Raw genomic sequence first — 20,641 nt, 5'->3', positions numbered from 1 at the left:
CATCCTAAAGATACTTTTTGCGTTCTTCATCAATGATTGAGGAAAGGATTTCTCCTTCTACTTCATCCCCGGGACTCTCGTATTCCGCCACATCTTCTTCTGTTGCTTTTTTCTTCACCCATTTACGGATGATGAAAAACACTGCAATTCCTGCTGCTCCTATTACAACAAACGGCAGTACCCAAGCGGTTAGGCTAAAACCACTTTTCTCTGGTGAAGTTAATATCTCTTCCCCATAAATATTGACGTAATATTCACGAATTTTATCCTTATCCCAGCCCTTGTTCATCATATCAACTAAGTCTGCTTTAAACTCAGTTGTTAGATTACATGTATTCGGATCACATTCATAATGATCCTGACCGCAGCCACATGTGCAGGCGAATTGCTGAGCAACAGCTTTGAATTCGGCAGATTTATAGTCAATCTGTTTTGCAGCTTCCGCACGAAGGAATGATCCTTGAAATATGGCTAAGATAATGAGGAGCCCCATATATATTTTACTTTTCATATTAAGACACCTCTTTACGAACTCCTGTGTATCTCGGAGTTACATTTCCATATTTTCCGTTCCAGACGGCGAACAGTGCGCCAATAACAATCATGAATGATCCAATCCACAACCAATTCATCATGGGATTAACTTTTACAACAAAGGTAGCTTTTCCATCGTCTTCCCATGCGCTTAATACGATGTATAAGTCTTCCTTAAGTGAGGATATAATGGCCACTTCAGAAGACGGCTGTTCCCAGTTTCCATAAAAAACCTTTTCCGGCTGATATGTGCCCAGCTTTTTACCATTTCTAAACACAGTTACATCGGCATAAACGATGTCGTTAATTCCTTCTTTTTTCTGATCTAGCCGTTCATAGTTGATTCGATAATCTTGTAATTCAATTGACTTTCCTAAATCGACCGTTTTCATTGTTTGTAAATCATAGTTCTGCGAACCAATAATCCCCATCGTAATAAAAGCAATTCCAAGGTGAACGATATATCCGCCATATCTGCGTCGATTTCGGATCATTAAGCGATAGAGGGCAACTAGTGGAGATTCCTTGGTCATCTTTCTTCTGGCTTTCACACCTCTATAAAACTCTAAGAAATGAGTTATTAATAATAGACTGATAACACCGTAACCAATGACTGCCCAGGCCTTTTGAATTCCTAGTACTACCATTAAAATCATCGCTAGAATTGCTAGGATTGCCGGAATCATAAAGTTTTTCCTAAGATTTTTTACGGTAGATTTCTGCCAAGCAAGCAATGGACAAACCGCCATGATAAACATCATTGATAATAAAATCGGTGCTTCAACCTTATTAAAGAATGGGAGTCCCACCGTCACTTTTGTACCCCGGACTGCTTCCGATACTAATGGGAAAATGGTTCCCCAAAATACTGCAAAGGCGGCCCCAACAAGTAATAAATTATTAATTAAGAAGCTGCTTTCTTTAGACACAAAGGAGTTAAATTCACCTGCACTCCTTTTTAGCAGATTGTATCGGCTCATCAATACATAAAGCGCTCCAATCACCGCCACGCCCATAAAGATTAAGAAGTATAATCCTAGATTTGAATTGGCGAAGGCATGGACAGAAGTCAATACCCCGCTTCGTACAAGGAACGTGCCAAATAAAGTAAGTGCATAGGATACAATGATTAAGCTAATATTCCATACCTTTAACATGTTTTTTCGTTCTTGAATCATAACAGAGTGCAAGAATGCAGTAGCCGTTAGCCACGGCATAAAGGAAGCATTTTCAACTGGATCCCATGCCCAGTATCCGCCCCACCCAAGTTCAACATAAGCCCATTGCCCGCCAAAGATATTACCCAGACTTAAAAATAACCAAGCAATAATCGTCCAGCGTCTTGTCATTTTAATCCAGAAATCATCAACATTTTTCAAAATCAGTGCGGCCATCGCAAAGGCAAATGGTATGGCAAGTCCAACATATCCTAAGTAAAGTGTGACTGGATGTATAATCATACCAGGGTTTTGAAGCATTGGATTTAAGCCTTTACCTTCGATTGGAATCTCATCTAATAGAATGAAAGGTTTCGCTACAAAGCCTAGAATAAAGAAGAAGAAAACAGCATTAGCTAGTAAAATGGCAGATATGTATGGGACCATTGGGTTCCCCTTTAACTTCCGTGAGAAAGCAATCATACAGGTATATAAAGTTAAGAAAAACGTCCACAATAACAACGATCCCGCATTACCAGCCCAGAGTGCCGTCAGTTTATAGATAATAGGGAGCTCACTGCTTGTGTAATCATGAACATATTCATATTGAAATTGAGAGGTTGCTAAAAGGTAGAACAATGATAGCATGGCAAGTGAGGAACAAACTAATAATGCTATTAATCCACCTTTACCACTGTTAACGTATTTTTGATTTTTCTTGCTAATCCCCAACGTGATAATAAGAAGAGAATAAATCGCAATGGCTAAGCCTATATAAATTGTTGCATTGGCAAATAAATACATTTCGTCACCTTCTTAAGTTAGCCTGTTATTTTTCATTCGGTGTTTTATTTAACTTATCTTTATGAGTCTCGGGGTCGTAATCCTTGATATCTTTTCCTTCATATTTGGACGGACATCTTGTTTTTACTGTTTCTGCAACAAATGTGTTCTTTTTGGTTGGTGCTCCTTGGAGAATCGTGATAACACCTTCTGAAAAATTATCCGGCTTAGTTCCGTTGTGAATGACGTGCATAACATTGCCGTCGTTATCCTTCACATCAAATTTCAATTCAATTTTGTTAGCATCCCATTTAATCGAGTCTTCAATTAATAAACCCTCAACCGTAACAAAATCATCTTTATGTTGTTCTTGAGTAGCCAATAGTTCTTTCATTGTTAGTTCAACTCCACTTGATCCAGGAGTTGCTGCCATCAAAAGGAAAACAATGGCGCCCGCAATAATAAATCCACCAAGCATGACAATCGTATTTTTTTTCATCCTGCTCACCTCATTAGATTAGTTTTTTCATTTCCTCTTCGTACATTTCTTGATCAATCTTTCCTGTTAACAGCTTTTTTCGTAATTCTTTCTTTTCCTCAGAATTTGTGATCTTATTGTCCTTTTTTGCCGTTTGAGTTTGTTTCTTTGGTTGTGTTTTAGGTTGTTTGGTAACCTTAGACGCTGATTGAGAATTTCCTTTTAAGCCTAGGAATATAAAGAGGCCTGCTATAACAATCGCTATACCAATGATTGCTGCACCACCAAGTCCGATAATTGGACGTTTGGAAGTACCGGTAGTTCCACCATTTTTAACAACTTGATCAGTTGCAGTTACACCACTATGGTTTTCATCGTTTGGCGGCTGCTGTTTGTTTATAGCTTCCATCGTAGATTCCGTATCATCTTTTTTATATGAAAAGGAGTATTTTAAGCCTGCATCAGCTTTTATACTTTTATATTGGTAGTAATAAAGCTCTTCTCCATATTCATTTTTCGAATTGTTCTCGGCCTTCGGCTCAATTTTTATATCCTTAGCTTCCATCGGAGCATAAAAAATTACATCTAAAAGATCGATAGTAGCTTTATTTTTAAGCTCATATGTAAAAGTCTTGTTATCCTTCACTTTGATTGACTTTGTATAATACTCAATTACAAATTCGTAAGTCTCATTATTCTTAATCGCCTTAGCTGGCTTCCAAGTAATAAGTCCTTTTTCTTTATCAACATCATACGGACGCTGTACTTCAGGCTTATCTTTCTCAGGGAATTCTGCTACTAAGAAGGCTTCAAATCCTTTTTCCATTGCTGGAACGGCAATCTCTATCTTGCCATCATAATCTTGACCACTTTTATTGGTAATGGTTCCGTACTGACCAACTAATAATGACGGAATATCACGTGACCAACCTTCGGGATAATCAAACTCTGGCATTACTTGAATCTGCATTTCCTTAAAAGGAAATTTTTCTGCAGGAAAGGCTGTTTCAGCACTAGCCTGCGGGATGATGAAATTCGTTAAAAATGATGCGATTACGAATAATGCCAACCACTTTTTCTTTAGCATCTTAATCCTCCTTGACTTGAAGAAAATACTATTTTTTACTATAGTCCTCTTTGGAATAAATATAATCTTTATCCGATCTTATTTGTTGAATCACTCTTGAACATTTTGTTAAAGGATATAAATCGTTGCGTTTTCGTCAAAAATCCACAACAAATTGTTCACATTTGGTCCCTATTCAAAAAAAGACCTGAATCCACTTGATAGATTCAGGTCTTACAACAATAGTATAGTTTTTACTTCTCCAACGAACGGATATAAGTAACAATATCGGTAATATCCTTTTCCTTCAGTTGACGTGCACCTTCTAAACCTTTTAATGAAGGTCCCATCCGTGTTTCTTCACGCCCATAAGCTGCATCAATCCAAATTTGTTTATCAGTAGTGTATTTCAAATATTGTGGATTAGAAAGCGCTGTTCCCATTTTCTCCTTACCAATACCAGCTTCACCATGGCAGTTAAGGCAATACAAGTTAAATTGCGCCATCCCACGCTCAGGATCACCAGCAATTGTTTTTGGAGTATCAAATGTTATTTCCTTTGTTTGCCAGTCTCTAATAAAAGCAACAAGATTCTTTAAGTCCTTGTCTGATAGTCTGGGACCGTAGGCAGGCATAACCGTGCCATCTCTTCCATACTTCATATAATTATACAAATCTTTATCAGATACATTGCTTAAAAAATTCTGGCTATTTAACGCCGTTCCAGTTTTTGAGCCTTCTCCTTTTCCAGTCTCACCGTGACAGGAGATACAATTTTTTTTGTAGATTTTCTCACCTGCAGCAATAGCCTCTGACTTCTTGCTATTAAAAATGCCACTATTACTAATACAGACAATAATGCCAATAATAATCAAAATATAAAATCCGATTAATATTTTCTTCATGGGTTACCCCTTACTTAGGTTCGGGCGTTGGGGTTGGCTCCCCAATATCTTCATATTTACCTGTAATTAATTGATAAATTTTATTAGGACTTTTTCCACTAAGATGCATCTCAACTGCATCTCTAGCTATATCGATACAAGTGTCGCAAGATATTCCGTGTGAATCCCACTCTGTCACTGCATTATTTTCACCAACCTGTTTTACAAAGCAATCTAAATTGCTCTTATGCCCTTCGACAACGCAACCACAATAGCAAGGAACCGAAGCTACAACTTCTGGATAAGTTGCAGCCATAACATAAGTTTCATTAATCTTTTCAGATGTATTCAGAACAAAATCTGGTAATGGCGAATGTTTTTTATCAAGTTTCCAGGTTTCATCACTTAGTTTGGAACTGCATCCAGCTGCAACAATGGCAAACAAAATCCCAAGGAACAAGAGAGATGTAATTCGTTTCAATATCTGTTGCCCCCCTTCCCTATAGTATTAAATACTCTTTAAGTTTAGCAAAAAGAGATTAGTCAAAATGTAACTAAATCTTACTATTTCGTGAAGTTTTTTAAGTAGTTTAAGTTATTAACTTTTTCCTCATTGCTTATTCATCCTTTATTACATATTCATCATATCGTGACTAGAAGGTGAACCGGTTCCAAGTGATGGGTCAATCATCCCAAATATCATTGCGATGTGAGCAACTACTAGAAAAATACTTACAAATATAGCATGAATTTTCAGTTTTTCTTCCTCAGTTTTATGTCTGAAAATAAGACCTAAATCAAGCAGCGCCATGCCAAGAAATGGGATGATTCCAAGTAAATAGAAAGTAACAGCTACAACGTCAATCCAACCTTTCCACTCCCCGTTAACAGTTAATGGTATATATGCCGATTTCATAAGGTACATAAATATTCCGGTAAAATACAAGCCTGCAAAGATACCTGTTACTTTATTCAATTTTTTTAGTGCACCATCTAATTTTCTTGTAAACAATATCGCTATTTCCGAAATCGCAAGGATTTCTGCACAAATGACTGGAACCGCCATAAAAATCAATAAATTCCAAGGTTGATTGTCTGCTAATAATCCCATATAATGCGTCATATTCATATTCATATTCATCTTCTCCTTTAATTTTTCTACATCCCTAATGTAGTGAAAAAGTGTGCAGAAACTTAGGAGAAAGTATGGAGAAATTGTTAAAAAAAAGCCTTAATCCGTAATTATCGGACTAAGGCTTTGATCATGATTATGCACGAGAAACGTATGAACCATCAGAAGTGTTAATAATTAATTTATCACCTTGATTGATAAAGAAAGGCACTTGAACATTAAGTCCAGTTTCAAGAGTAGCATTCTTAGTACCGCCGGAAGATGTATCACCTTTAATCCCTGGCTCTGTTTCAGTCACTTCTAAAGTAACGTTGTTTGGTAATTCAATCCCTAGGGTTTCATAGTTAAACATCATAATGTGTACTTCCATGTTTTCTTTTAAGAACTTTAATTCATACTCAATGTTCGCTGCTGGTAATTCTACTTGCTCATAAGATTCCATATCCATAAACACATGATTATCGCCGCTTGCATATAAATATTGCATTTTACGATTATCAATTTGAGCTTTCTCTACTTTTTCACCTGCACGAAACGTTTTTTCTTGAATGGCACCATTACGTAGGTTACGAAGTTTGGAACGAACAAACGCTGCACCCTTACCTGGCTTTACGTGTTGGAAATCCAGAACACGCCATAGGCCTCCATCAACTTCAATTGTTAATCCTGTTTTAAAATCATTTACAGATATCATGTTAAAATCCTCCTAAAATCGTTACAGTATTATTAGTTCTTTTGTAGAATGTGTAAGTGCTTCGTTATGGTCTTTTGTAATCAACGTATCATCTTCAATTCGAACACCGCCGAGACCTGGGATATAAATGCCCGGTTCACATGTTACCACCATGCCAGGTTCTAAAACGACATCTGATTTCATCGACAATCCTGGACCCTCGTGAATCTCAAGTCCTATTCCGTGTCCAGTTGAATGTCCAAAGTATTCACCATAACCTTTTTCTGTTATGTAATCTCGAGTGATTGCATCTGCTTCTTTACCGGTCAATCCTGGTTTGATTCCCGCCATCCCACGTAATTGGGCTTCAAGAACAATATCATAAATCTCTTTAAGCTTGGCATCCGGCTCACCAACTGCCACGGTTCTTGTAATATCAGATACATAACCATTGTAATAACATCCATAATCCATTGTTACAATATCTCCAGCCTCAATAACTTTGTCACTTGCCACACCATGAGGAAGTGCAGAGCGATGACCTGAAGCAACAATCGTATCAAATGAAGAAGATGTAGCACCAGCTCTTCTCATAAAAAACTCTAACTCATTCGATACTTCTAATTCCGTTTTTCCTGGACGAATGAAGTCTAAAATATGTTTAAATGCAGCATCCGCGATATCAGCTGCCACCTTTAATATCTTAAGCTCTGAATCCGTCTTTATCAAGCGTAACTTTTCAATTACTCCGGAAATTGGTACTAGTTCAGCTTCCAATTCCTTATCATATAATTTAAAAGAAGAAAACGTTAGAAAATCCGCTTCAAATCCAAGCTTTTGAATACCAAGTTTCTTTGCTTGGACCGCTACCTCCTCAGGGATAGATCCTGTAGTCTTTATAATCTCAAATCCCTGACATTGTTTAGCTGCTTGTTCAATATAGCGGAAATCTGTAAGAAACTGCGCTTTATCTGCACTAATTAATACAACACCTGCGGTACCAGTAAAGTTAGATATATACCTTCGATTAAATGGACTTGTGATCAAGATCCCATCTATTCCATGTGTTGAAAAATTAGATCTCAATTTTTCTATTTTTTCCATGATATTCTCCACTCTCCTTTTCAAATCAATGAGGACAAAAATATTTTATCATAACCTACCAAATCCGACTAATCGAAACTTAGGCTGATTCCTCTTTCTCTTGAACTTTATTATTTTGATACTCATAATTTATGGAATATCCAATAAAAATTCCATATACGATATATAAACAAACGGAAGTTATGATTGTATCCCTGTTTAAATCAAAGAAGGGCTTAATTCCCGGAAAGAGTGGATTAAGTAAGAAAAATACCACTGCAAACAATACAAGACCATACGCCAAACCAAACCAAAAACCTTTGAACTTTTTCAAGGCTGCATAGTAAATAAATGCAGCAACCACTGAACAAATTCCAATTAAAATGATGGAAATGAGTGTACCAAGCCATTCATGCTTCCAATCGCCTAGCGCCCAGGGCTCCAGTAGGACAGTAGGACGAATTTCTGTAAAACTAAAATAGGAAGCAATCCAGCCAATTGTTCCCCAAAACAAGCCTCCAAATAACCCTGTCCAAAAGACCATTACCGGAAAGGACATGGGTTTAGGATAATTACTTAGTTTTTGCTCATTTGACATAATAACAACCTCCATTAACATTCTGCTTCTTTGCTGCCTTATTTGCCGTCCATCATTCATGTAATACTGTCCCTAAAACAATACAGGGTCAACAAAAAGCCATAATAAACTCCATTTTTTATTATGTCCTTAGGTATTCAATCCCTTGCATAAAAAAAAACTTTTTAATTGGAAATATTATGTCATTCCTAGAGGTTTTTTTGTTTTTCTAGTAGAATAGAATTAAGTACATACAGATTTTTTCTACTTCTGCTGTTGTGCAACTTTTGATTAGGTTGGTGTTATGTATATGTCTAGTTCGCAAAAACCTGTTTATGGCGGCCAAGCGGTTGTCGAAGGTGTTATGTTTGGCGGTAAGCATCATTATGTTACTGCGGTTCGCAGAAAGGATCAATCTGTAGAATATTTTCATTTGCCACGTAAAGCAAATCCTTATTTTACAATGTTAAAAAAAATCCCTTTTCTACGTGGGATTATTGCCATTATTGAGTCGAGTGCAAATGGATCAAAACATTTAAACTTTTCAACGGAAAGATTTGATGTTGACCCAAAAGAAGATGAAATCATAAAAGAAAAAGAAGTATCTAAATTAACCATGTATCTTGGTGTAGCAGCAATTGGTGTCATCTCATTTTTATTTGGTAAATTCGCTTTTACATTAATTCCAGTTTTTCTTGCCGTTTTAACAAAACCAATTTTCCCTTCAGATTTTGCTCAAGTGCTAGTGGAAGGCTTTTTTAAACTAATCTTACTAATAGCTTATATTTATTTTGTCTCCCTTACTCCATTGATAAAAAGAGTGTTTCAATATCACGGAGCTGAACATAAAGTAATTAATACGTTTGAAGCAGGTGTAGAGTTAACTGTAGAAAATGTGCAGGCTCATTCTCGACTCCATTACCGCTGTGGGAGCAGTTTCATTTTATTTACTGTAATTGTAGGTGTTTTTGTTTACATGTTTGTACCTACTACTCCGCTTTGGTTACGGGTTGTCGACCGACTCCTTTTAATTCCGGTTGTTCTAGGAATCGCCTTTGAAATTCTTCAAGTGACAAACAAACTCAGAGATGTTCCTGTCTTGAAATATCTTGGGATACCTGGTCTTTGGCTTCAATTAATAACAACGAAGGAACCTCAAGATGACCAAGTGGAAGTGGCGATCCTTTCTTTTAACCGATTATTGAAAATGGAGAAAGAAACTGCGTTCTCCATAGAAAGTGAAGAAATTGTCTAAATCTTTGTTTTATCGTGTTTAAAAGATTATAAAAATGCTTAAGATGCTCTTAGGGAGGTGGCTTTCTTGAAAAATCGGACATTTGTTAATGTGGTTATTGGGGGACTTATCATTCTAGCATTACTTGGTGTTATTGGTACATTTACAGCTAATCCAGCCGGTTTCATTCAAAGTATAGCTGTCATGGCACTGGTTGTTTTAGTCGTTTATTTCCTAGTTCGAAAGTTTACCGGCTCAAGCCCTCAGAAAAAAGAGCAGCGGGCATTTCTAAAAGCAGCAAAAAGATCAAAAAAACGATTACAACAAAAGAGCGGGGAAGGAACTGTTAAGACTTCTTCTCTCGGAACGTTAGCCTCATTAAAGAAAAGCAACAAGACAAAAAAGAAATCTCCTGCACATTTGACCGTTATCGACGGCAAAAAGGGGAAAAAGAAAAATCGAGCGTCACTATAGGCGCTCGATTTTTTATATTTTTGGCTGTGTTAAAAACTAGTCTGTTGATTTCCGTTCCAGGCACTTCGCTTTCCGCGGGCGTGCCGGGGAGCCTCCTCGTCGCTGCGCTCCTGCGGGGTCTCCCCTGCCCCGTACTCCCGCAGGAGTCTTCGTGCCCTCCACTCCAATCAACAGGGTGCCAAAATCAACATTGTCCTTTAACACAGCCATATTTTTATGAACAAGCAGAAATATATCTTAATTAATACCCCCATGTTTTCAAAAAATGTTTCGCTTTTTCTTTTCCTAAATTAAATAATTCGTGTTTCTTTTCTTCTGTTAATGAAAATTCCGTAAATAAAACACCTTCAGTTGGGATAAAGATTATATTCTTTACATGTTTTTTGGAAATATACCTGGAATCGTGGGCATCTTTCATCGTTTCAAATAAGGCAGCAAATAATTGTACCGCATTTTTGATTTTATGTTTTTCATGCTCATATTCACTAGCGTTTAATTTAATTCCGAGCACTGGTCTTACTTTTTGTACATTCTCTTGGTCAAAAAGCCACATTGGAAAATTGCTCAAAACTCCTCCGTCAACTAATACATTCATACCGTCCATTGAACGCATTTTTACTGGCTCAAAAAAATATGGGATACTGCAGCTAATTCTTATCGCTTTAGCAATGGAAAAGGAGCCTGGTGAGATGCCATACTTCTGTAAGTCGTCTGGTAAAACAATCATTCGCCCATTTGAAAGGTCTGAAGCGATGACCCTAAGGGCCTGAGGGGGTAAATCTGCAAATGTTTTTAACCCTTTAGCCTCAAGTTTTTCACAAAGCCATTTTTCAAGCTCGTTTCCCTTATAAAGACCCAGCCTCCAATAGACAAACAGCCATTTAGCAAATGGGAATGGAATGATTGTTTTTCGGGTATCCAGTAGTTTTGAAAGATCTAATTCGTCGACCAGTTGGAAAATTTCTTTACTGGTATAACCGGCGGCGATTAATGCAGCAACGATGGATCCTGCACTTGTTCCTGCCAACCTTACAAAACGCAAACCTTTATCTTCTATTTCTGCACAGGCTCCAATTAGGGCAAACCCTTTTATTCCTCCTCCGGAAAAAACGCCGTCTATAAACATGGCAGTCACTCCTAAAGATGAAGTTATTTTTACATCTTTAAGCAGTTGCATTCATAAATAGTACGGTAGACAAGCAAAAAAAATTTGTAAATAAAAAAGAACATCGACTCTGCACGATGTTCTTGGTTTATTAATGAGGTTGAAACCGCTTAACTATTCATTAAAATCTTTTTGCTCCAATAAATCTTGGCTTCCAATAACTGTTGCTTGTAGATGCAATTGAAACGCCCTTTGAAGATGATGATTGAATCATTTTTCCGCCACCTATGTAAATCGCTACATGACTAGGTTTGCTTGCCTTATTTTGAGAGAAGAACATTAAGTCTCCGACCTTTAAAGATTTAACACGGTATCCTTTTTTGTAGTACATATCAGCTGCCGTTCTAGGCAATACTTTGCCAGCCTTACCATAAGAATATTTAACCAAACCTGAACAGTCAAATCCTCTTGGAGATAACCCACCCCACCTATATGGGACGCCAAGATTTGCTTTTGCAACTGAGATTGCTTTTGTATGATAATAGGCCGCTTCTGCTTTATCACCCATAGTGGTAAACAATGAACTTAGAATTATTGTCATAGCCATCATGGCTGTTATGATCTTTTTCAACATCTTGTTTAATCCCCCTGTGTGCTTCGATACTATTAATATACAAAAAAAGATTAACACCGAAGTAACAGCTAGATTACAGTTATATTACAAATTTCGACTTTATTCTAAAAATTCTAGTAAATATTCATTTGAATTGTAGTAAATTTCATATTAGTTATCAGATTTATCGACATTTATCACGCAAAAAAATGGGGGAAACTCTTCCCCCATTAATTACTCACAAATTATAAACCACATTTCAATTGGGCTCCGCAGTTGGTACACGTGTTGCAGCCGCCCATTTCTTTTACCTTACCGGTACGGCACACCGGGCATGTGTTTCCTACTTCTGATCCGATGGTCACACTTGTTGAACGAAGTTCACTGATTGTATCAACAAGGACCACATGCTGTTTTGGTTGTTCATTAAAAATGGATAATTGTTCATTGGTGTTTTCTTCTGCTTTCAGTGTTAGTACCTGTGAATCACGTGAGCCATCCACATAAACAGTTCCACCTTTTGCTCCGCCACGATATAAACGCTGGTATACTTTTTCAACCTGTTCTACGCTATACCCTTTTGGTGCGTTGACTGTTTTACTAATGGAACTGTCGATCCAGCGCTGGATGACACATTGAACATCTGCATGTGCTTCTGTCGTAAGTTCCATCGCAGTAACAAACCAATGTGGAAGATTGTTTTCATCCGATTCAGGGTGTTTATCAAGGTATTCTTTCACGATATCCGCTTTGACTTCGATAAATTTACCAAGACGTCCGCTGCGGAAATAAGAGAATGAGAAATAAGGCTCTAAGCCGGTGGAGACTCCAACCATTGTTCCAGTGGATCCCGTGGGAGCAACCGTTAGTAAATGAGAGTTCCTAATTCCACTTTCTAAAATAGATTGGCGGATATCTTCAGGCATTTTCTTCATATACCCTGTATCGATGAAAGCTTGACGTAATCGATTAGTTTCACCTGTTGTTTTCCCAGTTAAGAATGGGAAACTTCCTTTTTCTTTCGCCAATTCAATTGAAGTTCTGTATGCAGTAGTTGCAATTACTTCAAAAACTTGATCGACTAGTTCGTTTCCTTCTGGTGATCCATACTTTGTTTCACAATAAATCAGCATGTCATGCAAGCCCATTACTCCAAGCCCTACACGTCGCTCACCAAGTGCCTGCTTTTTATTTTCTTCAAGAAAGTATGGTGTTGCATTGATGACATTATCCTGCATCCGAACTCCGACGGCTACTGTTCGCTTAAGCTTTTCAAAATCGATCGTCTTTGTTTCTTTATCAGCCATTTCTGCCAAGTTGACTGCTGCAAGGTTACAGACGGAAAATGGTGCAAGTGGTTGTTCCCCACATGGGTTTGTTGCAACTACCTGTTGGCCATATGCTTTTGCATTGGTCATGTCGTTGGCATTGTCGATAAAAAATATTCCTGGTTCTGCTGAGTAGGTAGCACAAATATTGATAAGGTTCCATAGTTCTTTTGCTTTGAACTTTTTGTACACCCGTACTTTATGTCCAAGTTTTTCCCACTCGCGGACATCTCCCACTTTATGCCATTCTTCATTATAAATCTTCATTTCTTCTTGATCATAGTGTTCAACATATGGGAAGCGCAGTTCGTAATCACTATCGTTTTCAACAGCTTCCATAAATTCCTTTGTTAAACAAACAGAAATATTTGCACCAGTAAGGAACTCAGAATTGTGTACCGTGTAGTTACCACCGGTTAATAATTTCTCTTCTGCATCAGCAATGATTTTTTCATCAAATCCACCGAAACCTTGAATGTTTTTATAATTTACAATTCCTTGGTACATTGCAGTTTCACTTAGAGTTAGAGGGGTAAACTTTAATTTATCTTTTGCAAGTTTTTTGATCGTATCATCATTTGTATTTTCAATTAAGAATCGTAGAATTCTAGGATTTTGCATCTTAGAGATAATAAATTCAATAATGTCTGGATGCCAGTCTGCTAACATGATCATCTGAGCTCCACGTCTTGATCCACCCTGCTCAACCAAATGTGTCAACTTCGCAATATCATCCAACCATGAAACCGAACCAGATGATTTACCATTTACGCCTCTGGCCAGTGTATTACGCGGTCTCAATGTTGAGCCATTTGTACCAACTCCGCCGCCACGGCTCATAATCTCCATCACCTGCTTACGATGGTCAGAGATACCCTCACGTGAGTCTGGGACAAAAGGCATAACATAGCAATTGAAGTAAGTAACATCGGTATCTGCCCCAGCACCGTAAAGAACGCGGCCTGCAGGAATGAAGTTCATGTTTACAAGTTCTTGATAAAACCGTTCTGTCCATTCTCTTCGCTTCTCTTCCGTTTCTTCGACAGAGGCCAGACCAGTAGCATTACGCTTCGCAATTTGCTCGTAGAACAGCTCTAACGGCTTTTCAATCACATCTAATGACCTAATAATCACACCTGTGCTAGCTTCTTCAGGATCATCGAGTACTCCTCTAAACTCCTCTTCCACTAAAACTTTTGCTTTTTTCTTTTCCCAATCGATTTCCTGGATATAGCCAAGGCCGCGTGCTGGAAATTTCGGATCTTCTTTTATAGTTAAAACAACGAAGTCGTCGTTAGAAAGGGTAATTTTTGCAGTGTCTTTAAAGGTATAGCGGTCCAACATTACCAAACGAGAAACACCTTTGTGAGTTATTTTCATATCTGGGGTAACTGGATGCACCTGGGGGAATAAGCGGATATCCTCATTCAACCTTTCAAAATCAATATTCATTGTATGTCTAAAAACTACAGACATGAGAACAACTCCTTCATGTTAATATCTACCTATTGTGCTAAATCTAGCAGTATTGCGCTATATCTAGTTGGTTTGTATTTTTAGGTTATCATAGGCACCTAGAATAAATCAACTAAATATCAATATATAGTACCGAAAATATTTTCGACACCACTATATATTGTAAATCAAACAAACAAGATTCTTTTTGTCAAACTCAAAAAATAATATAATTAATAGTAATCAATAGCAATAATAAGATTTTCGTCATAAATCAGGAAAATTCAACAAAATTCGCAGGTTGCTTATTTTGCTTAAATAACAAAGAAGCGACGTGTGCCGCTTCCAATTATCTCTTATAATTCCATTCATCATTCTCATAGCGCTCTTTTGCAATCTTATTAACGTAGGCTAGCTCTTGTTCATTTAATTGATAAGGCTCTAGTTCAACATTTAGACCTTCCGCAAAGCCCTTATAAAAAGCTTCCTTTGCTTCCTCAAGAGAAATTCTCCTCGGACTAATAGCGTTGATAGCAACCGCTTTATCCTTAAAGGCTTTCCTCATTCGTTCCTTTACCCTTTCACTAGGATATTTAAATAAACTAAATAATTTATCCTCATCTAAATCTAACAATATGGATCCATGCTGTAATATGACTCCCTTTTGCCTTGTTTGTGCACTGCCAGCTACCTTTCTGCCTTCGACCACAAGCTCATACCAACTTGGGGCATCAAAGCAAACAGCAGATCGAGGGTTTTTTAATGCATCTCTTTCCTCCGCTGTTTTTGGGACAGCAAAGTATGCCTCAAGTCCTAAATGGTGAAATCCTTTTAAAATACCTTCAGATATCACACGATAGGCTTCTGTCACTGAATTTGGCATTTCTGGATGGTCTTCAGAAACGATTACACTGTACGTAAGCTCGTGTTCATGAAGTACTCCACGGCCGCCTGTAGGTCTCCTGACAAAACCTAATTGATGAGCCTTAACCGCCTCCATATCAATTTCCTTTTCCACTTTTTGAAAATATCCTACTGACAGGGTTGCTGGGTTCCAGCCATAGAATCGAATCACTGGAGGAATTTTCCCCTCACTATGCCAATCGAGCAGCGCCTCATCTAAAGCCATATTAAAAGATGGTGAGCTATTTCCAGTATCAATAAAACGCCAAACTTCTTTTTTCATTATAATGACCTCATTTTTTATATTATTACGAGTTTAAGTCTACCAAAATCTGATATAGATTCAAAATAAGATGTTTCTGCTATAATTAATTTAGGAAGTTTTGAAAAGATTTTTTAGCATTCATCTTTATCTTTATGAGATTGGCTTATATAATAAACTAGTGCAGGAAAGCTTGAAAGGAGCAAAAAGAAATTGAGTTCACTTTATCCCTTATTAATTATCATTGCAGCAGTTATCATCTATTCCGTTTTCACCTATTTCTATCAGAAAAGGATTGTTAAAACGGTAACAGAAGAAGAATTCCGTGCGGGATACAGAAAGGCACAACTAATAGATGTTCGTGAAGCAAACGAATTCGAAGGCGGCCATATTTTAGGATCACGTAATATCCCCATGTCACAAATGAAAATGCGCATGAAAGAAATTCGACCTGATATGCCGGTATATTTATACTGCCAAAGTGGGATGCGCAGCGCCCGTGCTGCACAATTCTTACACCGAAAAGGTTACCGGGATCTAACCCAACTACAAGGCGGGTTTAAAAAATGGTCTGGTAAAGTTAAAACGAAGAAATAACGAGATAAACAAGGTTCCGTATTTCGGGGCCTTTTTTATTTTGAAAAATAGAGAAGGTCAGATTCCATTTTCGAATCTGACCTTTCTAATATTTAAGCTTTTTGATATTTTAAGACTGGCTTACGAGCAGCTTTTGTTTCATCCATACGGCCGACCACAGTTGTATGTGGGGCTTCTTGAACGATTTCTGGATTTTCCTCAGCTTCTTTACCAATTTGGATCATAATATCGATGAATGAATCTAATGTCTCTTTTGATTCGGTTTCTGTCGGTTCAATCATGATACATTCTTCTACATTCAACGGGAAGTAAATGGTTGGCGGATGATAGCCAAAATCGAGCAGTCGTTTCGCAATATCTAATGTGCGGACACCTAATTTCTTCTGACGTCTTCCGCTAAGGACAAATTCATGCTTACAATGACGATCAAATGGTAGATCGTAATATTCAGCAAGCCTTCTCATCATGTAGTTCGCGTTTAGTACAGCATACTCTGTTACTGCTTTTAATCCATCCGGACCCATCGAGCGAATATATGTGTACGCACGAACATTAATGCCAAAGTTTCCGTAATATGGCTTCACACGACCAATTGACAGTGGGCGATCATAATCAAGAACAAACTCATCGCCTTGTTTTGTGATAATTGGTTTAGGAAGGAACGGAATCAAATCTGCTTTGACACCGACTGGGCCAGAACCAGGACCGCCGCCACCGTGTGGGCCTGTAAACGTTTTATGAAGGTTTAAGTGAACCACATCAAACCCCATATCTCCCGGACGTGCTTTTGAAAGAACCGCATTTAAGTTAGCTCCATCATAATAAAGCTTTCCACCTGCTTCATGAACAATTTCAGCTAATTCAAGAATGTTTTCTTCAAATAAACCAAGCGTATTCGGATTGGTTAACATTAATGCTGCAGTATCTTCACCAACCACTCTTCTTAAATCTTCAAGGTCAACTAGACCATGTTCATTGGATTTAACGGTAATGGTTTCTAGACCTGCAATTGTTGCTGATGCTGGATTTGTCCCGTGTGCGGAATCAGGAACAATAACTTTTGTACGTTTCATATCACCGTTGGCTTCATGGTAAGCACGGATCATCATTAAACCGGTCCATTCCCCATGTGCTCCAGCTGCTGGCTGCAGAGTCACTTCATCCATCCCGGTAATTTCAATTAAATGCTCCTGCAAATCATATAAAAGTTCAAGTGCACCTTGTACAGAACTTTCATCTTGCAGCGGATGGACATGTGCAAAGCCGTTAAAGCGTGCTACATTTTCATTAATTTTTGGATTATATTTCATTGTACAAGAGCCGAGTGGATAAAATCCTGAATCAACACCATGATTTCTTTTTGATAGTGCCGTGTAGTGGCGCATAATATCAAGTTCTGAAACCTCAGGAAGTTCTGGCTCTTCCGTACGAATATAACCATCAGGAAGAAGTCCATTGAGATCTAGCTCTGGTACATCCATTTCTGGCAGACTATAACCGATGCGGCCTGGTGTGCTAAGTTCAAAAATGAGTGCCTGGTCTTGATTATGCATGGAAATCCCCCAATTCTTTCACTAGAGTATCAATTTCTTCCTTCGAGCGTTGTTCTGTTACAGCAATCAGCATATGGTTAACAAGATCTGGATAATCACGACCCAAATCATAGCCGCCAATAATTCCTTTTTGTAAAAGCTGTTGATTAATTTCTTTGACAGGTTTATTTAATTTTACAACGAATTCGTTGAATGAATGACCATCATATACCACTTCAAAGCCAGCTTCCTTAAATGCATTTTTTGCATAATGAGCCTTTTGTAAGTTGGCAGCCGCCATCTCACGTACACCCTTTTTACCTAAAGCTGTCATTGCCACAGATGCTGCAAGGGCATTTAATGCTTGGTTTGAACAAATATTTGATGTCGCCTTATCACGACGGATATGCTGTTCACGAGCTTGCAAGGTTAAAACAAACCCACGACGGCCTTGGTCATCTGTCGTCTGTCCAACAAGACGTCCAGGAACTTTTCTCATCAACTTAGTAGTAACTGCGAAATAGCCGCAATGAGGTCCGCCAAAAGCGGTTGGAATTCCAAATGGCTGGGCATCACCAATAACAATGTCAGCACCAAATTTACCTGGTGGTGTTAACACCCCAAGGGATAATGGATTGCTTGAAACTACAAACATGGACTTGTTTGCGTGGATAATTTCTTCCAGCTCTTTTAAAGGCTCGATTCGGCCAAAGAAGTTTGGATATTGGACAATAACAGCTGCAACATCCTCATTTACGAGCCCTTTTAATGCTTCTAGATCCGTAACTCCATCTTTCACAGGTACTTCGACCACATTGAGGTACTGACCCTTTGCATATGTTTTAAGAACATCGCGTGCTTCAGGATGTACGCCACTAGAGACTATAATTGTTTTTCTTTTTGTATGGCCCGCACTAAGCATTGCTGCTTCAGCAAGTGCTGTTCCGCCATCATACATAGAGGAATTGGCCACATCCATGCCAGTTAATTCACAAATCATCGTTTGAAATTCAAAGATTGCTTGAAGTTCACCTTGAGATATTTCTGGTTGATATGGTGTATAAGCTGTATAAAATTCTGATCTAGAAATAACATGGTCGACAATAACAGGCATGTAATGGTCATATACACCTGCACCAATAAAAGAAACATTTCTTTTTAGGTCAGCGTTCCTGCTAGCCATATTAAACAATTCTTTCATTAAGGTTGTTTCAGACTTAGCTGCTTTGATATTGTATTCACCCTTAAATCTTACTTTTTCAGGGATATCGCTAAACAGTTCATCAATAGAGGAAACACCAATTGCCTCGAGCATAGCATTCTTATCTTGTTCAGTCATAGGTAAATAGCGATGTTTCATAAAACTAACTCCCTTCTGTTATTTCTTTTCTCTTTTATAAAAAGGTGTTGGAACGACAGTAGCCTTTAAGCGTTTACCGCGAATCTCCACTTCAACAACGGATTCAAGGCCTGTAAATTCCGAATTAATTAGAGCAAGACCAATATTTTTCTTTAAAGTTGGTGATTGAGTGCCTGTTGTAACCTCACCAATTAACTGATCCCCACTATATACTGGGTACCCATGACGTGGAATCCCACGATCAATCATTTCAATTCCTACCAATTTTCTTGGTAAGCCCTTTTCCTTTTGTTGGATTAATGCTTCTTTCCCAATAAAATCAACTTCCTTGGATAATTTCACGGCAAAGCCAATCCCTGCTTCTAGTGGTGAAATTTCTGCAGAAAGTTCTTGGCCATAAAGTGCTAATACTGCTTCAAAACGCAGTGTATCGCGGGCACCTAATCCAACAGGAATTACTCCGTCTTCCTTACCTGCTGCTAAAATATCTTTCCAAAGATCAACTGCATCCTCTGCATCACAATATACTTCAAAACCATCTTCACCGGTATATCCTGTTCTTGATACTAAGGATTTTTTCCCATTAAGGATTACTTCTTGCTGGAATTTGAAAAAACCAATCCCACTCAAATCCGTATTCCCAGCGAGCTTTTGCAGTACTTTTTCTGCAAGTGGTCCTTGAAGGGCAAGCTGCGCTGTTTTTTCTGATAAGTTTTCTAAAGTAACATCTCCAGTTACATGGTCTTCAAGCCACTTATAATCTTTTTCAATATTTGATGCATTAACAACTAACAGGTAATGATTGTCCTCAATTTTATATACAAGCAGGTCATCGACAGTACCGCCATTTTCATAACACATGGCCGTGTACTGGGCACCGCCATTTTTAATTTTTGAAATGTCATTTGTCATCATTTTTTGTAAAAAATCCAAGCTATTCTTGCCTTTTACTTCCACTTCACCCATATGGGAAACATCAAATAATCCTGCACGTGTGCGAACAGCTTCATGCTCTTCTTTAATGCTGGAAAATTGAACTGGCAGCTCCCAACCACCGAAATCAATGGTTTTTCCTCCCCATTCCTTATACACATCAAAAAGCGGAGTTCGTTTTAATTCAGACATTCTTAATCCCCCTTCAATCTTTGGCACATACTATTCTTAGGATAACCATAAAAAAGGACAGAAACCTCCCATGAAAAATTAGGAAGGTCTCTGTCCTTGCACCTGAAAGTTTACCTTTAAAGGCTTTCCCCTTTGGTGGCTGTAAATGTCTAATCAGCACTCTCCAGAGCTGCGTCAAACAAGAGTTCTTTTGCCTGAGAGATTCACATTTCTGCTTGCTCCTTCGGCGCTACAAAGGTAGTCTCTCCCCTTGTTATCATTCGCATTATAATATTATCCAAATTGG

At 38.1% G+C, this 20,641-nt stretch carries 21 protein-coding genes and 1 riboswitch; of the genes, 3 read left to right on the top strand and 18 right to left on the bottom strand.

Annotated features, from left to right (window positions below):
• Positions 1 to 4 precede the first annotated feature (4 nt).
• The 10 genes from ACE198_RS11420 to ACE198_RS11375 all read right to left on the bottom strand — a co-directional run bounded on the left by ACE198_RS11420 (position 5) and on the right by ACE198_RS11375 (position 8,388).
• Positions 5 to 511 (bottom strand): cytochrome c-type biogenesis protein, encoded by a 507-nt coding sequence (locus tag ACE198_RS11420; protein WP_375375655.1) that lies wholly within the window; start codon positions 509 to 511, stop codon positions 5 to 7.
• Position 512: 1 nt separating this feature from the next.
• The gene (locus ACE198_RS11415) at positions 513 to 2,495 is read right to left on the bottom strand and encodes a heme lyase CcmF/NrfE family subunit (RefSeq protein WP_375375654.1); all 1,983 of its coding nucleotides are present in this window, start codon (positions 2,493 to 2,495) and stop codon (positions 513 to 515) included.
• Positions 2,496 to 2,520: 25 nt separating this feature from the next.
• Positions 2,521 to 2,973, bottom strand: coding sequence for a cytochrome c maturation protein CcmE (locus tag ACE198_RS11410; protein WP_098571157.1), 453 nt, complete (start codon positions 2,971 to 2,973; stop codon positions 2,521 to 2,523).
• A gap of 13 nt (positions 2,974 to 2,986) precedes the next feature.
• On the bottom strand, positions 2,987 to 4,039 hold the full coding sequence (locus ACE198_RS11405; protein ID WP_375375653.1) for a hypothetical protein: 1,053 nt from the start codon (positions 4,037 to 4,039) through the stop codon (positions 2,987 to 2,989).
• A gap of 233 nt (positions 4,040 to 4,272) precedes the next feature.
• On the bottom strand, positions 4,273 to 4,923 hold the full coding sequence (locus ACE198_RS11400; RefSeq protein ID WP_375375652.1) for a c-type cytochrome: 651 nt from the start codon (positions 4,921 to 4,923) through the stop codon (positions 4,273 to 4,275).
• A 10-nt stretch (positions 4,924 to 4,933) separates the two neighbouring features.
• On the bottom strand, positions 4,934 to 5,383 hold the full coding sequence (locus ACE198_RS11395; RefSeq protein ID WP_375375651.1) for a PCYCGC motif-containing (lipo)protein: 450 nt from the start codon (positions 5,381 to 5,383) through the stop codon (positions 4,934 to 4,936).
• 150 nt (positions 5,384 to 5,533) lie between these two features.
• Positions 5,534 to 6,037, bottom strand: a complete 504-nt coding sequence (locus ACE198_RS11390) for a DUF6803 family protein (protein ID WP_375375650.1) — start codon at positions 6,035 to 6,037, stop codon at positions 5,534 to 5,536.
• 133 nt (positions 6,038 to 6,170) lie between these two features.
• A complete protein-coding gene (gene efp, locus ACE198_RS11385) occupies positions 6,171 to 6,728 on the bottom strand; it encodes an elongation factor P (protein WP_098571152.1) in 558 nt (185 codons plus the stop codon).
• 21 nt (positions 6,729 to 6,749) lie between these two features.
• Positions 6,750 to 7,811, bottom strand: a complete 1,062-nt coding sequence (locus ACE198_RS11380; RefSeq protein WP_375375649.1) for a M24 family metallopeptidase — start codon at positions 7,809 to 7,811, stop codon at positions 6,750 to 6,752.
• A gap of 79 nt (positions 7,812 to 7,890) precedes the next feature.
• Positions 7,891 to 8,388: a YqhR family membrane protein gene (locus tag ACE198_RS11375; RefSeq protein WP_251457227.1), complete on the bottom strand. Its 498-nt coding sequence runs from the start codon at positions 8,386 to 8,388 to the stop codon at positions 7,891 to 7,893.
• 289 nt (positions 8,389 to 8,677) lie between these two features.
• Here ACE198_RS11375 and ACE198_RS11370 point away from each other — a divergent pair, with 289 nt between their 5' ends.
• Entirely contained in the window at positions 8,678 to 9,622 is a 945-nt protein-coding gene (locus ACE198_RS11370; RefSeq protein ID WP_375375648.1) for a DUF1385 domain-containing protein, read from the top strand.
• Between the two features lie 57 nt (positions 9,623 to 9,679).
• Positions 9,680 to 10,075, top strand: a complete 396-nt coding sequence (locus ACE198_RS11365) for an SA1362 family protein (RefSeq protein ID WP_375375647.1) — start codon at positions 9,680 to 9,682, stop codon at positions 10,073 to 10,075.
• Positions 10,076 to 10,111: 36 nt separating this feature from the next.
• Here ACE198_RS11365 and ACE198_RS11360 read toward each other — a convergent pair whose 3' ends face one another.
• The 5 genes from ACE198_RS11360 to ACE198_RS11340 all read right to left on the bottom strand — a co-directional run bounded on the left by ACE198_RS11360 (position 10,112) and on the right by ACE198_RS11340 (position 15,762).
• Complete coding sequence (locus tag ACE198_RS11360) at positions 10,112 to 10,285, bottom strand: hypothetical protein (protein ID WP_375375646.1); 174 nt, start codon at positions 10,283 to 10,285, stop codon at positions 10,112 to 10,114.
• A 31-nt stretch (positions 10,286 to 10,316) separates the two neighbouring features.
• The gene (locus ACE198_RS11355) at positions 10,317 to 11,201 is read right to left on the bottom strand and encodes a patatin-like phospholipase family protein (RefSeq protein WP_375375645.1); all 885 of its coding nucleotides are present in this window, start codon (positions 11,199 to 11,201) and stop codon (positions 10,317 to 10,319) included.
• 160 nt (positions 11,202 to 11,361) lie between these two features.
• Positions 11,362 to 11,814: a C40 family peptidase gene (locus ACE198_RS11350; RefSeq protein ID WP_375375644.1), complete on the bottom strand. Its 453-nt coding sequence runs from the start codon at positions 11,812 to 11,814 to the stop codon at positions 11,362 to 11,364.
• A gap of 224 nt (positions 11,815 to 12,038) precedes the next feature.
• Positions 12,039 to 14,597, bottom strand: coding sequence for a vitamin B12-dependent ribonucleotide reductase (locus ACE198_RS11345; RefSeq protein WP_375375643.1), 2,559 nt, complete (start codon positions 14,595 to 14,597; stop codon positions 12,039 to 12,041).
• 328 nt (positions 14,598 to 14,925) lie between these two features.
• Complete coding sequence (locus tag ACE198_RS11340) at positions 14,926 to 15,762, bottom strand: lipoate--protein ligase family protein (RefSeq protein ID WP_251457238.1); 837 nt, start codon at positions 15,760 to 15,762, stop codon at positions 14,926 to 14,928.
• A 192-nt stretch (positions 15,763 to 15,954) separates the two neighbouring features.
• Between ACE198_RS11340 and ACE198_RS11335 the strand changes: the two genes are divergently transcribed.
• The gene (locus tag ACE198_RS11335; RefSeq protein WP_098571143.1) at positions 15,955 to 16,338 is read left to right on the top strand and encodes a rhodanese-like domain-containing protein; all 384 of its coding nucleotides are present in this window, start codon (positions 15,955 to 15,957) and stop codon (positions 16,336 to 16,338) included.
• A 92-nt stretch (positions 16,339 to 16,430) separates the two neighbouring features.
• On the opposite strand, the gene gcvPB is transcribed toward ACE198_RS11335, so the two are convergent.
• From gcvPB to gcvT, 3 genes are read right to left on the bottom strand one after another with little or no spacing between them, the layout of a single operon-like run.
• Complete coding sequence (gcvPB, locus tag ACE198_RS11330) at positions 16,431 to 17,891, bottom strand: aminomethyl-transferring glycine dehydrogenase subunit GcvPB (RefSeq protein WP_375375642.1); 1,461 nt, start codon at positions 17,889 to 17,891, stop codon at positions 16,431 to 16,433.
• A complete protein-coding gene (gene gcvPA, locus ACE198_RS11325) occupies positions 17,884 to 19,230 on the bottom strand; it encodes an aminomethyl-transferring glycine dehydrogenase subunit GcvPA (protein WP_375375641.1) in 1,347 nt (448 codons plus the stop codon). Before gcvPA ends, gcvPB begins: the two co-directional genes overlap by 8 nt.
• A gap of 18 nt (positions 19,231 to 19,248) precedes the next feature.
• Positions 19,249 to 20,355 carry a glycine cleavage system aminomethyltransferase GcvT gene (gene gcvT, locus ACE198_RS11320; RefSeq protein ID WP_375375640.1) on the bottom strand — a complete coding sequence of 369 codons (1,107 nt, stop codon included), beginning with the start codon at positions 20,353 to 20,355 and terminating at the stop codon, positions 19,249 to 19,251.
• A gap of 172 nt (positions 20,356 to 20,527) precedes the next feature.
• Positions 20,528 to 20,615: riboswitch (glycine riboswitch) on the bottom strand.
• Positions 20,616 to 20,641: the final 26 nt, after the last annotated feature.

This window comes from Neobacillus sp. KR4-4, from assembly GCF_042136325.1.
In the GTDB taxonomy this organism is placed as follows: Bacteria; Bacillota; Bacilli; order Bacillales; family Cytobacillaceae; genus Neobacillus.
This window is presented reverse-complemented; position numbering and strand designations above follow the sequence as displayed.

Excerpts from the sequence above, each read along its gene's own strand:
- ACE198_RS11420 (WP_375375655.1), bottom strand. The coding sequence starts at position 511 with ATGAAAAGTAAAATATATATGGGGCTCCTCATTATCTTAGCCATATTT.
- ACE198_RS11415 (WP_375375654.1), bottom strand. The coding sequence starts at position 2,495 with ATGTATTTATTTGCCAATGCAACAATTTATATAGGCTTAGCCATTGCG.
- ACE198_RS11410 (WP_098571157.1), bottom strand. The coding sequence starts at position 2,973 with ATGAAAAAAAATACGATTGTCATGCTTGGTGGATTTATTATTGCGGGC.
- ACE198_RS11405 (WP_375375653.1), bottom strand. The coding sequence starts at position 4,039 with ATGCTAAAGAAAAAGTGGTTGGCATTATTCGTAATCGCATCATTTTTA.
- ACE198_RS11400 (WP_375375652.1), bottom strand. The coding sequence starts at position 4,923 with ATGAAGAAAATATTAATCGGATTTTATATTTTGATTATTATTGGCATT.
- ACE198_RS11390 (WP_375375650.1), bottom strand. The coding sequence starts at position 6,037 with ATGAATATGAATATGACGCATTATATGGGATTATTAGCAGACAATCAA.
- efp (WP_098571152.1), bottom strand. The coding sequence starts at position 6,728 with ATGATATCTGTAAATGATTTTAAAACAGGATTAACAATTGAAGTTGAT.
- ACE198_RS11380 (WP_375375649.1), bottom strand. The coding sequence starts at position 7,811 with ATGGAAAAAATAGAAAAATTGAGATCTAATTTTTCAACACATGGAATA.
- ACE198_RS11375 (WP_251457227.1), bottom strand. The coding sequence starts at position 8,388 with ATGTCAAATGAGCAAAAACTAAGTAATTATCCTAAACCCATGTCCTTT.
- ACE198_RS11370 (WP_375375648.1), top strand. The coding sequence starts at position 8,678 with ATGTCTAGTTCGCAAAAACCTGTTTATGGCGGCCAAGCGGTTGTCGAA.
- ACE198_RS11360 (WP_375375646.1), bottom strand. The coding sequence starts at position 10,285 with ATGGCTGTGTTAAAGGACAATGTTGATTTTGGCACCCTGTTGATTGGA.
- ACE198_RS11355 (WP_375375645.1), bottom strand. The coding sequence starts at position 11,201 with ATGTTTATAGACGGCGTTTTTTCCGGAGGAGGAATAAAAGGGTTTGCC.
- ACE198_RS11350 (WP_375375644.1), bottom strand. The coding sequence starts at position 11,814 with ATGTTGAAAAAGATCATAACAGCCATGATGGCTATGACAATAATTCTA.
- ACE198_RS11345 (WP_375375643.1), bottom strand. The coding sequence starts at position 14,597 with ATGTCTGTAGTTTTTAGACATACAATGAATATTGATTTTGAAAGGTTG.
- ACE198_RS11340 (WP_251457238.1), bottom strand. The coding sequence starts at position 15,762 with ATGAAAAAAGAAGTTTGGCGTTTTATTGATACTGGAAATAGCTCACCA.
- gcvPB (WP_375375642.1), bottom strand. The coding sequence starts at position 17,891 with ATGCATAATCAAGACCAGGCACTCATTTTTGAACTTAGCACACCAGGC.
- gcvPA (WP_375375641.1), bottom strand. The coding sequence starts at position 19,230 with ATGAAACATCGCTATTTACCTATGACTGAACAAGATAAGAATGCTATG.
- gcvT (WP_375375640.1), bottom strand. The coding sequence starts at position 20,355 with ATGTCTGAATTAAAACGAACTCCGCTTTTTGATGTGTATAAGGAATGG.